Annotated in this window: 4 protein-coding genes; 1 reads left to right on the top strand and 3 read right to left on the bottom strand. The window is 62.5% G+C overall.

Going from position 1 to position 14869, the window contains the following annotated elements; genetic code table 11:
- Positions 1-101 precede the first annotated feature (101 nt).
- The 3 genes from ACS5PN_RS27895 to ACS5PN_RS27885 form a co-directional block, all read right to left on the bottom strand.
- On the bottom strand, positions 102-1256 hold the full coding sequence (locus ACS5PN_RS27895) for a tetratricopeptide repeat protein (protein WP_439467307.1): 1155 nt from the start codon (positions 1254-1256) through the stop codon (positions 102-104).
- Positions 1257-1264: 8 nt separating this feature from the next.
- The gene (locus ACS5PN_RS27890; RefSeq protein WP_439467306.1) at positions 1265-1924 is read right to left on the bottom strand and encodes a tetratricopeptide repeat protein; all 660 of its coding nucleotides are present in this window, start codon (positions 1922-1924) and stop codon (positions 1265-1267) included.
- A gap of 162 nt (positions 1925-2086) precedes the next feature.
- A complete protein-coding gene (locus ACS5PN_RS27885) occupies positions 2087-2482 on the bottom strand; it encodes a hypothetical protein (RefSeq protein ID WP_439467305.1) in 396 nt (131 codons plus the stop codon).
- A 467-nt stretch (positions 2483-2949) separates the two neighbouring features.
- On the opposite strand from ACS5PN_RS27885, the gene ACS5PN_RS27880 reads away from it, so the two are divergent.
- Entirely contained in the window at positions 2950-14868 is an 11919-nt protein-coding gene (locus tag ACS5PN_RS27880; protein WP_439467304.1) for a cysteine peptidase family C39 domain-containing protein, read from the top strand.
- Position 14869: the final 1 nt, after the last annotated feature.

The raw sequence follows: 14869 nt of genomic DNA, 5'->3' as shown, positions 1-14869 counted from the left end.
GTTCCGTCGATTTTGAAATTTTTTTAGTCGTGATTCCCCCGTGCATCAGGGGGCAAAGGCGAGAACTGAGCATCTTTTTTGTAACGCGCGCCCGGCTGGATTTAGCGAGATCCGCCCACCATCTTCGTGAGAATCGTTTTCATGGCGGGATTGCGCTTCGTTGCCAGGCGCATGACGAGGTCAAGTGCTTGGCTGAGCACTGGCTCATCAAGGGAGCCAGACCCGCGCTCCAGCACGGTCCGCGCGACCATGACATTCATGGACGAGCTGTCGAGCTTCAAAGCAGTGCGCAAGTAACGCTCACTGACCTGCTTGTCGCCTCGCAGGGCGGCAATCAGCCCCAAGCCACCATGGGTTTCCCCGAAGTTGGGATCACGGACCAGTGCAGCTTCAAAGCTTGCTGCTGCACCGTCAATGTCCTTCGCTAGGAGTTGCATCCAAGCCAGTGTGTGCCAACTGCCAAGGTGCTCTGGAGTGACGGACACGGCCGTCTTGAGTGCTTCAATCGCCTGCTGAACGTCACCTTTGGTGGCCAAGGCGAGGCCGCGCCCCAAATGGGCACGCCCAAGCTGAGGCTCCAGCTGTGTGCTCTTCGCGAAATGCTCGAGCGCTCCATCCAGTTGGCCCGAACCCAATTCCACGTACCCGTTGGCGGTCGCCAGTTCGGCATGACTGTTCACGACATCGGCATCAACGCTAGACAGCAGCTGTTCCGCTTCGTCCAGTAACTGTGCATCTAGCAGCAAGGTGGCGATCGCCGCTTGGCCCTGTAACGGCACGTCGAGTCCGCGCTCGGTCTGCCAAGCGCGAGCTTCAGCCACCGCGTCCTCGAGGTCTCCGAGGCGATGGTGAGCGCGCAAGCGCAGCAGCCTGACCGCGTCGCACTCTTGCGGCGGCAGTTCAGAGGCGTTCAGACTGATGAGCGTAGGAATCACCAAGCCCCAATCACCCAGCTGCGCATGGCTCCGAGCAAGCTCTTGCAGGATGGCGGGGTGTGAGTGGCCCTGGTCGACCAAGTCCTGCAGCAGTGACCGTGCCCGTGCTGCGTCGTTGCCATGGCGTTCAGCGACTGCCAGGCGATAGCGGGATAGCGGATCGCCGGGTTGGAGCTCCAGCAACTGGGTCAGAGTGGATTTTGCGGCGGCCCAATCGGCGAGCTGCAGTTGCTGATCTGCGATCTCGGCGAGTAGGGATGGGTTGCGCGGATCTTGGGACAGAAGATCCAACAGACGGCTCAAGCGGGCAACTGAAGTCATCGTCAGGCTCAGTGCGGTTTGCTACCGTGGGTGTATGCGGAAATGAAGAGGTGGCCCGGCTCGACGTCAGCTTCGGCGGAAGCTGCGGCATCGACTGTGGGCGCCTCAGTGCCTTGCTTGGCGGCATCTGCTGCGGCTGGGCTTGCTGCGGATCTGGAGCTCTCGTGGCCCGGCAGATGCTCGACCGCGTCAATGATCTTGCGCATGTCGCCGCTGAGGGGCAGGTTGTCTTGGTTCTGGGATATGCCCTCCTCCAGAGCTTGCACCGCCGCGTTGAATTCTTCAGCCACGAGGTGAAGCATGCCGCGACGGAAGGTGGCGAGATAAGCCTGGGGATGCTGCGGATCCAGGGCGCCGAGGGGCGCCCAGGCAGTCTTGGCGGCTTCAATCTCGCCAGAAGTGACGTGCAGCATGCCTAGTTGAAATCTCGCCAGCGGGAAGTTCGAGCCTGCCTCGACGGATTTGCTCATGGTTGCCTTGGCTTCAGGGAGCATCCCCAGTTGCGCGTACTCGCTTGCCAGCATGAACAAAGCCTGGGGCGAGACGTCTGTGCGACCCGAGGCCTCCTTCAGGTAGGCCAGCGCATGGCCCGCATCGTTGCGCCGGCTGGCATCCAAAGCCAGCGCCAGCAGTTCGGCTTGTGTCAGATTGGAAAGGACGTCAGACATGGGCGGAGATGGAGTTTGCGCACGACGGCGCAGTCGAAGGCCGCGGATTGTGGGGGCTGGCGCTGTAAAAGCGGGCGCCTGAACCGGGGGGAGTCGTACTTTTCCCTGCCTTCGCTGATTCAGCTAGGCCTCTCATTGCCGACTCCGCACGCAGCCAAGAGGCTATTGGGCCAGAGCTTGCAGATCCTTGAGAGCTTCGTCCAACAGGGTTGCGCTTCCCGAGTCTTGCTCAATCGCACGGCATGTGCGTTCGACGAGCTCGCTGAAGGCGGGATCGAGTTGCAGCTCGCTCCCCAACTCATCCAGAAGCGCGGCTTCGACGAAAAGGCGCAGGGCCTTTGCCTTGGAAAGGTTTCCATTGGCTTGCGCTCGCACCATCCTGAGCTTGGCTGGCAGGCCTTGCAGCGCGGTCGCCGCCTTGGTGGCGCCCGAGTCGGCTGCTTCCCCAGCGTTTTGAGTGCCGTGGACTTTTCCGCCCGAGCGAAGCGTGCGTGCTTGGTTGAGCTCGACCTTGAGCAAGCGCAATGCTTGGGCGAGGGGAGAAATGGATGACGGCATGGTGCTGCTGCTGGCGCCTCCATTGTGGCTTGCGAGGCCGGCCACGGTTCTGCCTGTCCTCTTCGGGCTTCATGGGCTCAGGAGGAGGCTTCCCCGGTTTGGACTCTTGTTGGTGCTGGCCGTGGTGCTTGAGCTAGTCCAGCGGCGCCGTGGTCAATTTGGCCCCACTAAAGCCGCTGGGGCGTCTGCTACAGATCGGGGTCGTCGTGATGACGCGTCCCGAATTAGAAGGGGAAGGCCTTTTATAGGCACCTCTAGCGACTGCGCGATTCGCATTCTTCCGCGACGTGCCCATTTGATCTGTTTCCAATGGTTACATATTGACTGGCGCCCTGGCTAAACCCGCGCGCCTTTTGCTGGATTACCTACCGGTAGTCATTGATGGAGCGCGAAGGCGTTCCGGACATCGATTCAGAAACCTTTAGGCCGTTGCCCACGAAGCCGGCCGCCAGCGAGGGAGTGCATTTATGGTTGCAGTTGTCAGCGGTAACAACCTGGGTCTGAGCCTGTCGTCTTGGGCGACGCTGGGCCAACAGCGAGGTGTGTACGGCGGTCTCGGCCAAGGGCGCGCGGGAGAGGCGGCGGTTGTCAACGTCTTCAATGGCAACCTGGTGCTCCAGGACCATGACGACAGTTGGTCCGGTCACGGCCTGAGCATCGACGCCCTGCGCACTTACAACAGCCAGGGGCTCTTCAACGACGACAACGGCGACAACTGGTCTGCGGGTTACTACCAAAGCCAGCTTCGTGTTCAAGGCAACACCGTCGTCCGCACGAACCGCGATGGGGCGCAGGCGCTGTTTCAGTACGACGGAGCGACAAACCAGTACATCAGCACTGATGGTGGGGGCGCCTACCAAACCATCAACTTCGATGGGGCAACAGGACAGTACGTCTGGACCGACAAGGCCTCCGGCCTCACCGAACGATATGACGGCGGTATTGGCCGGCTGCTTCGGACCGAGGATTCAGACGGCAACGCCCTCATTTACAACTACAGCGGCACGGGCCTGCTCACAAGCATCACCGACCCCAACGGGGAAGCGCACACCTATTTCGACTACAACGGACTTCAGCTCACGCAGATTCGCACCGTCGGCACCGACGGCAGCAACTTCGTTCGCGTGCGTTACGAGTACGACCCGAGCAGCCGCCTGACTGGTGTCACCGTCGACCTCACACCTGACGACGGGTCTATCGCCGATGGCAACGTCTACCGCACGACCTATACCTATGACGGCGCCAGCAACCGGGTCCAGACCGTCACGCAAAGCGACGGCACGTCGCTGACCTTTGACTACGTCTATGTGGGTTCGAACTGGCGCGTGCGTAGCGTGACAGACGCCCTGGGCCAGGCGACCACCTTTGACTATGACCTGGCCGCCATGACGACCACGGTTACTGATCCGCTGCTGAACAAGACCGTCTTCCAGTACGACGCAGCGGGACAGCTGCATAGCGTCACGGCCCCTGCCGTCGATGGCGTTAGCGCCATCACGCGCTACGACTACAACGCCAGGGGTGATGTGACCCTCATCACCGACGCGATGGGACGTTGGACCAGCATGGTCTATGACGCGGCTGGCAACCTCACCCATCAGGAGGACTCTGGCGGTGTCACGATCGATCGCACCTACAGCAGCCTGAACCGCCTGCTCACCGAGACCGTCTTGGGCGGTGGCGGCGAGACCCACACCAACGCCACTTCGCGTTACGTCTACGACGACATCAACCATACGCGGCTGCGCTTTGTGATCAGCGCCGAAGGGCGCGTGACGGAGTACCAGTACAACAGCCGCGGCGAAAAAAAATCGCAGCTGCAGTACCCGGACAGCCTGTATCCGGTGGGGACGCTCGCCTCGACGCAAGTCCCGTCTGAGGCGGAGATCCTGGCCTGGCTAGGTGGTACTGGCTTCACCTACGACGCCACCTCCGAGTTCACCACTGCCAGTAACCCCGCCAGTGCGTGGAGCTACGGCTACTCGCCGCAAGGCGGGGCCAACTATTCGATGGTGCCGTTCGACCACGTCCTCCCGGGGTGGGCTTGGCAAAAGGCCGATCACGAGTACCTGGGTGCTCCCGCCGTCTCCAGGAACGACACCAATGCGCCCGTGAACGGCGTCCTGCCGGGACAGCTCTCCCTGCACCCGGGCTGGGTCGCCGGCGGTGACTTCACGATCCTGCGGTTCACCGCGCCCGCCGACGGCGTGTACACGGTGAGCGGCCAGTTCTTCGCTGGCGACCGTGGCGCCATGAGCGGCAGTGTCGTGCTCAACGGCAACATGCAGCAGCCGCTGCAATATTGGAGTGACACCACCGATGCGTCGGTGTTCAACATCGCGCCACAGCAGTTGGCCAAGGGCGAGACGCTGGACTTCGTGGTGGGTAACAACGGGAGTTTCTACTACGGCAACACGACCATCTCGCTCTCCATCAAGAGCACGCCGCGCGTGCAGCGACAGGACTTTGACTACGACGCGCAAGGGCGCCTGAAGTCCAGCACGGTCTACGCGAATACCGACCTGGCCGGCAATGGCGTTGACGACGAAGGCAAAGCTCAGACCCACTACGTCTATGACCCGGTGGGCCGACTGGTCAGCAGCTTCAACGCTCGCAACTTCGAGACGCAGTACACCTACGACGGCATGGGCCGGCTGTTGACCTCTCGCAACGTCGCACTGGATGAGACCACGGTCACCAGCTACGACGACGCCACCAACGCCACCAGCGTCAAGCAGGTCAACGGGCTGGTCACGACGACCATCTACGATCAGGCTGGTCGCCTCATCCTGACCCAGCAGCACGGCCCGAACGCAGCGGACCTTGGCGAGGTCAGCGCCCATTACGACGCGAACGGCCGACTGCGCATGACCGAGGACCAGATCGGTACGCGCCACTGGTACTTCTATGACGCTGCGGGCCGCCGCACGGGCGAGGTCGATGCCGCCGGCGCGCTGACGGAATATCGCTACAACCTCGACAACCTGCTGACCTACAGCGTCAAGTACGCCACGCCGCTCGATACGGCGGCGCTGGTCGACGGCAATGACGAGCCGACGAACGTCAGCCTGGACGACATCCGCCCGGACAGCGCTGATTGCGACCTGCAGGTCTGGCAGGCCTGGGACCAAGAGAATCGCCTCGCCCGCGTGGCCACGGCGGCAAACCGCACAGACGGCGCCTCCATCGCCGCGTACACGTACGACGGCGCCTCCCGCGTCGTCGAGTCGCGCCGCTATGCGACCACTCTGGATTCCGACACGCTGGGCGATCAGCCGACGGTGGCCGACCTCACGCCGATCGTTGACACCAAAGACCGCGTCGAGCGCAGCTTCTACGACAGCGACGGACGACTGATCGGCACGCTCGATGCGGCTGGCGGCGTCAAGGAATTCCAGTACGACGGTGCCGGTCAACTGGTGGCTGGGATCCAGCATCTAAAAACCGCCGCAACGACGACGGGGGGACTTGCTGCAATCCGTCCCACGCCCGCGCCCGGCGACATCACCACACGCAATTTCTACAACGCCCGCGGTCAATTGGTCGCCCAGCTCGATGGCGACGGCAACTTCACCGAGACGCAGTACGACACGACGGGCAATGTCACGCGCACGCTGCGCTACGCCACCAAGGTCGCGAATCCCGTGGGCCCGACCGCCGAAGGCTCTCGCCCGGCGCTGCCCGAGGTGGTGTCTGAGTACACCTACGACGCGCTGAACCGTGTACTCACTCAGGTGATCGATCCTGAGGGATTGAACCTCGTCACGGTCTATAGCTACGACGACGAACGGAACTACCTGGAAATCGAGGATCCGGCGCACGTCACCACGCACAAGAACTTTGACGCCAAGGGCCAGGTTCTGAGTGTCATTGTCGAACCCGAAGGACTCAAACTCAAGACCTCTTGGACCTACGACGACGCCGGTCATGTGCTCACTAGCAAAGACGCGCGCGGAGTGCTCACCAAGTATGAGTACGACGATGCCGGGCGCCTGAGCGTCATGGAAGTCGACCCCAGCGGGGTTGACCTGAGCACGTACTACTACTACGACGCGTTCGGCAACCTGTCTGGGACGACAGACGCCAACGGCTACGACACCACATACCGCTACGACGGACTCGGGCGGCTGGTGTCGATGACGGATGCCGGCGGCGGCATCACAACCAACCACTACGACGCCTTCGGTCAGCTCACCTACAGCATCCGTAGCGAGCAGACGCCGGACATCACCGAGACGCCTGGTGGCTACGACGACCCCACCGCACAGATCACCTACTTCTGGTACGACGCCGAAGGCCGGCTCAGCGTGAGCATGAACGCGCTGGGCGAAGCGAGCCGCAACCGCTACGACGCCGCCGGCCGCCTGATCGAGACCATCAGCTATGCCAAGGCGGGCACGCCGCCGGAACTCCGCCCGAGCACGGCGCCCGAACACGTGGCACCGCAGCTTGTCACCGATCCCGAAGACCGCAGTACGCGCTTCGTCTACGACGCGCTGAATCGGCTGCGTTTCACCATCGACGGCACCGGCGCGGTCGCCGAGACGCGCTACGACTATGCCGGACGCGTCAGCTCCACGGTCCAGTACGCGCAGCGCATCGACCGCTCGCAGCTGAGCGACACCACGCAGCCCAGCGACATGCTGATCGGCACGCCCGGCCATGCAGCCCTGATTAGCGCGGGAAGCGATGACCGCACGACCCGTTTTGCTTATGACGTCGCGGGTCGACTGGTCTACACCAGCGACGCCTCGGGTGGTGTGGTGCGCAACCGCTACGACCTACAAGGCAATGTGATCGAGACCATCCGCTACGGCCATCGCTACAGCGGCAGCTTCGACCAGGTGAGCCTGGACGCCTTCTATGCGGACAACGCCAACCTCACCAACCTGGACCGCCACTCGCGCGCGGTCTATGACGGCGCAGGACGCGCTGTCTTCACCATCGATGCTCTGGGTGGTGTGACGCGCAACGTATACGTGGACGCGCGCCTTGCGCGCACGATCACTTACGCCGAGCCGATCGATCCCACTGCGGTCACCGATGAGATGACCCCGTACTACGTTGAGGACTTGCTGCCGGGCAGCACGCTGCAAGCTCGCGAAGTCCTCTACACCTACGACACTGCGGGGCGTTGCGTTTACACCGCCGTGTCGCAGGGCGTGGTCGGGACGCACAAGATGTTCACCGTCGTGGAGAACAACTACGACGGGTTTGGCAAGCTCACGGACACCACGGCATACGCGGCCACGTTTGCGCTGGAAAACCTGACGGGCCTGGTGAGCTACAACACCATGATCAATCGATTGGCCGCCCGCCCGGCGTCCACGATTGCTGACGATCGCACGACGTCCTATGAATACGACGGCGTCGGTCGTCTCACGCAGATCACGGACGCTGATGGCTACACCCAGATCTATGGCTACAACGCGCTGGGCGATCGCAAGAGCTACATCGACCAGAACAACCACCAATACGACTACGAGTACGACCAAGCGGGTCGCCTGATCTCCGAGAAGAGCCCCGAGGTAGAGGTCTTCACCCTCGACCAGAACCTGCAAGCCAGTTCGAGCACGGTTCGCATCGAAACGCGCTTTGGCTACAACGCGTTTGGCGAGTTGAGCGACAAGACCGAAGCGTTTGGTCGGCCTGAGCAACGTACCACCCGTTACGACTACGACGCGGTGGGCCGCCAGGTGCTGACCACCTTCGAGTCTGTGGGTGCCTATGACGCGGCCCTCGACGACCTGGGCAACAACGGTGCCGGCGCCGTGTTGCACAGCGCTGTTGGCGCTAGCGGTGCCGGTGTGGTGAACCGCACCGAGAGAAAGGAGCGAGCGCAAGCTCGAGTGGTTTACAACGTGTTCGGCGAGGCCATTGTCAACGAGGATGCGCTAGGGAATTTCAGCTACAAGACCTACGACAAGCTCGGCCGCCTGCTCAACGAGGTGGACGCCAATGGCAATGTCCTGAACCACTTTTACTCCGAGACCGTGGGGGAGTACAGCGGCTTCACTCAGTTGGACGGCAAGATCACCGTCACCGGCGGCTTGACCTCGACGGAAAGTGACGTCAACACAGCAGCTACGGCGATCAGCGGCGCGGGTACGCCGCGCAGTCTGGTCACCTATTTCGACAAGCTCGGCCGCGAGTCGGTCCAATACGACAAGTTCAGCCGCCCCGACTTCTCTGGTGCGGCCTACAGCTACGACGCCACGTCGGGTTCGAGTGGCAGCTACCGCGGCCAGATCAGCTACGACTACGACGTCTTTGGCAACGTGACCCAGCGCACTGAACTGGTGGATGGCGACAGCGGCCGCACGGCCAAGACCCGATACGGCTACGACCTCGCGGGCAACCTGCTGCGCCAGATCGATGCCGACGGATACGTCACCGACCATGTGCGCACCGCCTTCGGGCAGGATCGCTCGGTGACCCAGTACGCCACTGCCCTGGCAGCGACCGACGCGCTGTGGACCGCGCCTACCGCCGTCGCCGTCACCGCGGGCCTTAGCGCTGCTGGCGGGGCTGATCGCACCCTCACCTACAAGTACGACCATCGCGGTAACAAGACTGAGGAGACGCAGGACGTCGAGGTGGGCGACAACCACTACGACGGCAATTCGTTTGGTGCATTGACCGCTGGCGTCACGCACGTCGTGCGGACCTTCGTGACCGACGGCACTGGCAACCTGGTGCGCAGCACCGATGGCAACGGCCTGTCCATCATCGTCAGCGAATACGACGCTTTGGGGCGGCTGCTGGGCACCAACACCAACGGTCGCTCGGTTTACTACCACAACGATGCACTCGGCCAGCAGGTTCAGATCATCCAATCGGACATCGTCACCGACGGTGTGGATGACGTCGCGATGAGCAGCGGCGCGGACAGTCTCACGATCACGCAGGTCTTCGACCGCCTGGGTCGTGTGGTCCAGCGACGCGACCCCAACGGCGCCGATACCTTCATGTCCTACGATGCGCTCGGCCGCTTGGCCAAGCAGTGGACGCCGTTCACCGATGTCGACGGCTACGCGCGCAACGCCGTCAAGGTGTTCAGCTACGACAAGGTGGGGCGCCTCACCGACACCCAAACGCTGGTGCAGCGAACGGCAAGCGACGCGCTGACCTACAGCACCGATTCGGTCCAGTACAACAACTTCGGCGAAGCCGCGAACCGGTTGCGAGACGGCAGCGTCTACGAAACCAATGCCTACGATGTGGGTGGGCGGCTGTGGAAGTCTGACGCGGGTGACGGCGTCTTCCGCATCAACTGGTTCGACCTCCAAGGCAACGTCACCAGCAGCTTCGTAAGCAGGGGCGTGCAGGACCTCTCGGCCGTTCAGCTTGCAGACTTGGACGACGTGGCGACGCTCGCCGTCAACCGCACAACCAACGTCTATGACAACCTGGGCCACCTGCTCAAGCAGACGGGCCCCCTCGTGACCCACCTGGACGGCAGTACCACCAGCCTCGTGAGCGAACAGCGCTATGACGCTTGGGGCAATGTCATCAGCGTGAGCCGCAATGGAACTGAGCGCACCACCCTGCGCTACACCACGCTTAACAAGCTGGCTCGGGCGAACAACCTCGGTGTCACCACGATTGCCGAGGATGGCAGCACCAGCACTGCGTCGCTGGTCAGCAGCACCTACTACGACGCCGTAGGCCGCAAGACTGCCGATATTGATGCCCGCGCCAATGCCTCGCTCTACGGCTATCGCACGGAGACGGGTGAACTCGAAGCCGAACGGCAGACGGACGGCACGCAGGTCTACCACGGCTACGACAACTTTGGGCGCGAGAAGAGGCGTATCACCGGCGCTGGCATCGTGCACACCTACGAGCATGACCATCTCGGCCATCTCACCAAGGAGACCGTGACCGGCGGCGTGCTGCAGCACGACAACCCGATGAGCGCGGATTTTGCGAGTTTCAGCTACACCTATGGTGAATTCATCGTGGGCCGGTACAGCTACGACGAACTCGGCAACCGGATCACCCAGACCAGCGGCGAGGCTGACACCCGCAGCGGCATCGCGCGCCATTACAGCTACGACACGGCCTCACGGCTGGTGCGCTCCAGCATCGTGGGCACCTCAGCCACAGTGGACTACAGCTATGACGGCGCCGGGCGCAAGACGCTGGAAACCGACGCCCTCGGCCAGAAGACCTATTGGTTCTATCGCAACGACGGACGGCTCTCCACCAAGGTCGACATCGGCGGCGGCACCACCACGTTCGACTACAACCAAGCTGGCCAGCTCACGCGTCAAAGCAGCGATCGCGACCAGGATCTGCGCTACACCTACGACGCTGCAGGTCGCGTGGCCACGACGACCGACGTCTGGAACGACTCGCTCGCTCAGGCCGACTACGACGCCGACGGCAATCGCTCCATCGACCGCTTCAGTATTCGGAGCTCAACTGCAGCGCCGCTAGTGCTGCGCGACGTCACGATGGTGTACGACAGCCTGGGCCGCATGACCCATGTCGCCGACGGCACGACCTACGCCTTCGACATCAAGTACGACGCCAACGGCAACCGCAGGCAGGTCACCGGCACCTATAAGGACCAGGACAAGAAGCCTGAGGTCGTGCAGGGCAACATGGTGTTCCGCGACCCGGACGGCCTGTCCACCCGCCACGTCGACATCGGCTTCACCTACGACGCTTCGAACCGCGTGCTGACCGAGCACAGTCTCGTCGAGCTCGATGCGACGTCACCGGCGCTCTATACCGACACGTCCTTCGCATACGACGGCGAAGGTCACCGCACTCGCGAGGCACAGTTGATGGCTGCAGCCGCGGGGGCCACGACGCGTACAGGCAGGCAAGTCGACTATGTGTACGACGCAATGGGCAGGCTCACCGAGACCTTTGCCACGGACGAGGCGGTGAATTCGGGCGTCGTGACCCTCGGTGATCGCAACGCGCACCGCAAGGTCATCTATGACGCCGCGCAAGGCCTGGTCCAGGAATGGGAATGGGTTGCGGGTCTCCCCGCGGAAAGCCTGGCCTACAGCCCCGGTGCCAGCGGGCCTGATCGCATCGTCAAGAACGAAACCGAGTACGACGCGCGTGGTCTCGTAGGCCGCGTGACGCGTAGCGAAGCCAAGGTCTATTACGGCGGACCTGACCCGGATCCTGCTCCGGCACCCAGCCCGGCGCCTGCTCCCGCGCCGGCGCCCACACCCGCTCCTTCTCCCGGCCCAGCTCCCGCGCCTACTCCGGCGCCGGCGCCCGGCCCTCATTCGCCGCCGCCCCTGCCGCCGGGTGGTCTCGACCCGGGTCCGATCGAGTTCCCTGGTGACCCGGGAGATCCGGGAGACCCTGGCGACCCCAACGATCCTTACTACTATCCCGCCGATCCGCCGCCGCCCTCATACAAGAATCCGGGGGAGTTTGGTGATCCGTGGCTGCCCATCGATGGGGGATCCTCGTCACTGAAGGGAAACAGCCTCGCCGAAAGCTATTCGATGACCGGCGCTGCAGGCGCAGGGCCGTCTTCGTCCTCCTTGGTCACGGGCACCTGGTACGTCAGCTCCAACCAGTCGAATGTCTACGACAACCAGGGCAACCTGGCAGCCAGCAACGTCAGTAGTTATCAGAAGGATTCGAACACCCTGCAGAGCTTCATGAGCTATAGCTACGGCTATCTGCAGCTCGACGGCTACAAGCAAAATCGCGCCACCGTCACGGGCAACCAGTTCGATGGCAATGGCTACATCCCGCTAGGCGGGGCGACGACGACCAGCGACTACGACGTCAACGGCTTGCTCATCGGTACCTCGGACACCAACGACGACAACACCCGCAACGAGCGCATCCTCGTCAACGATGACCAGGGCCATATCGTGGTCAACATCACCGGTCGGACAGCCGTGCTGAGCGGACCGTTGAAGCACAGCGTCCAGTACGAACCGGACGGCGATGCCCACACCGATCTGAACGTGCAGACCACGCCCACGCGAGCGGCACTACCTGGGGCGCTGACCCACCTCGATGGCGCTTTCGTCGAGCGTCTTTTCTACGCTAACGGCCAGTCCCTGGGCTCCAGCACGGAGAACCAGCACAAGGTGCTTCTGCATACGGTGGATGGCAACTTCTTCTACCCCTGGTACGACATCAGCAGCGACTTCAGCGCAGGCTTTGGTGTCTCGCAGGTGCAGGGCATGGCGGGAGGACTGGACTCCGGTGGGCCCAGCCAGAACTACACCTGGAGCGCAAACGACACGTTGCGCGGCTTGGCGCAGACCGTCTACGGTGACGCCAACCTGTGGTGGGTGATCGCCGACGCCAACGGCGTGACACAGGACAGCCCACCGGAGGTCGGCAGCGTGATCCGACTGCCCTCGGTCACGCGCTCCACCAACGGTGCCAACACCTACGGCGTCTACAACCCCGCCAGCATCGTCGGCGACACCAACCCCGAAGCGATTGCTCCGCCCCCTTTCACCGGGGTGGACATCAGCAATTGCCAGATGCTCGGCCAATTCATCGTCATGGTGGTCGTGTTCGTGGTCGCCATTTACGTCTCAGAACAGGCCGCGGCAGCGCTCGCCCAATATGGCGGGGTCTTCGCTGAAACAGCAGGGACGGCTGCGGCTGAGAGCGGCACAGTGGGAGCTGTAGGCACTACAGCGAGCGCTGTAGGCGGAACTGCTGCCACTGCGGCGACTCCCAGCACCTTGGCGCTCGCCGTGGGCGGTGCAGTTGGCGGCGCAGCCGGCTCCATTGCCGGCCAGGCCGTGGGGAACGTACTGGGGGTGCAACACGGCTTCGATTGGCAGCAGGTGGGCTTAGCCGCCATCGGCGGCGCGGTCGGCGGAGCGATGAACGGGTTGAAAGTGCTGCCCGAATCTCCGGCGCTTCGAGCAGCCCTGGGCAACACGCTGACCCAAGGGCTCGCTGTGGCCACCGGGCTGCAAAAGCACTTCGACTGGCGCTCGGTGGCAGCGTCCGCCATCTCCGCACCGATTGGGAAGGCGCTCGCAGAAGGCCTCACCCCGCAGATTCAAGAATTGGTGGGCTCGCGCTTCGGCACGGAGGTAGGCCAGAACTTCGTGCGCGGCTTCGTAACCCAGGCCGTACGCGTAGCGGTGTACGGCAAAGGGAAGTTGGACTTTGCGCAGATCGCCGCTGATGCGTTTGGCAATGCCATCGGTGAGAGCTTGGCGCGTCACGAGCCCGATCAGAGTGCGGCGGAAACCGCTCGCCTCGCTCGGTATGAGAAGGCCGCCCAAGAGCAAGAAGTTGCGAACTTGCCGTCGGTGAACTTCGAAACGCGACCCGCATTGCCGGAAATAAATGAGCAGCCGCTTCCGGGCATCGGAGAAGTCCCGAGATTGAAAGCTTCGCAGCGGTACAGACCTCAGGCAGCAGGGGATGGGGCTGCGCAGGCAGGCGTTCCCTCCAATGGCGATGTGGTGGACGCACTGTTGAACATCGCGAATGCAGACATTCTTAAGCAGCCGGTGGACCCCCGCCTGCAGCAGGCATACGACCGCGCCGCAAAAGGCCAGTCAGGCATGACGACCGGTCCAAACGTGATGAGCAATGGGCAGCTCATGGCGTACATGCGCGCAAATCCTGGAAACGACAACGTCTTCCAGGCGGGCATGAAAGAGTCGAGTTTCTTTGGCGACACCCCCGGTGACGCATTGGTAAACATGATCGTCGACGCTGCTGGTGACGGTTGGGCCGGCTTAACTGGATACAATTTCGCGCGCAATCAGTACTATTTGCCCGACGAGCAATATGGTGCTCGCTGGCGGTTTTCTACCTTGGTTGTTGGCTCGGTGATGGGGCCGGGGCTAGTTGTTGAAAGCGGCGCTGCAGCGGAAATTAGCAATGCTGCGAATACGTCGTTTGGCGCCGGAAACCGTGCGCTTGGAGCTGAAGTTTCCACGATTTCAAGAAACGGTAGCCGAGTCGTCATCGACCAAAGCTACGTCTCGGAAATCGGGAATGTGGCCTGCGGTCCGACGTCTTGCGCAATGATCATGAATGACCGGGGTCAATTCGTGAACATCAGTCATCTTGCACAAGACGCTGGGTTGGTGCCGGGCATCGGTACTGATGTACTGGGTTTGTCCGAGGCGTTGCGACAAAATGGTGTAAGTGCTGCACGCGCTACCTTTGGAACTACGATTGATGATCTTGCAGCATCAACTGCAAACGGCAACGCTGCGATCGCGCATGTGAACCTTACCGCTGGAGGTAAGGAGGTCGGTCACTTTGTCGTCGTAGATGGCGTAACAACGAGGGCCGGGCGAACCGTGGTGGCGATTAGAGATCCCTTGGACGGGCAATTCTTTGTACCTGCCGATCAATTTAAGACCAAGTTCTCTGGTCAGGCTGTGCTAACTAACGGGCCTCACTGAT

Origin of the sequence: Roseateles sp. NT4, from assembly GCF_051857475.1 — a bacterium.
Taxonomy (GTDB): domain Bacteria; phylum Pseudomonadota; class Gammaproteobacteria; order Burkholderiales; family Burkholderiaceae_C; genus Pelomonas.
This window is presented reverse-complemented; position numbering and strand designations above follow the sequence as displayed.

Bases quoted from the DNA above. Each gene is read 5' to 3' on its own strand.
- ACS5PN_RS27890 (WP_439467306.1), bottom strand. From the start codon at position 1,924: ATGTCTGACGTCCTTTCCAATCTGACACAAGCCGAACTGCTGGCGCTG.
- ACS5PN_RS27885 (WP_439467305.1), bottom strand. From the start codon at position 2,482: ATGCCGTCATCCATTTCTCCCCTCGCCCAAGCATTGCGCTTGCTCAAG.
- ACS5PN_RS27895 (WP_439467307.1), bottom strand. From the start codon at position 1,256: ATGACTTCAGTTGCCCGCTTGAGCCGTCTGTTGGATCTTCTGTCCCAA.
- ACS5PN_RS27880 (WP_439467304.1), top strand. From the start codon at position 2,950: ATGGTTGCAGTTGTCAGCGGTAACAACCTGGGTCTGAGCCTGTCGTCT.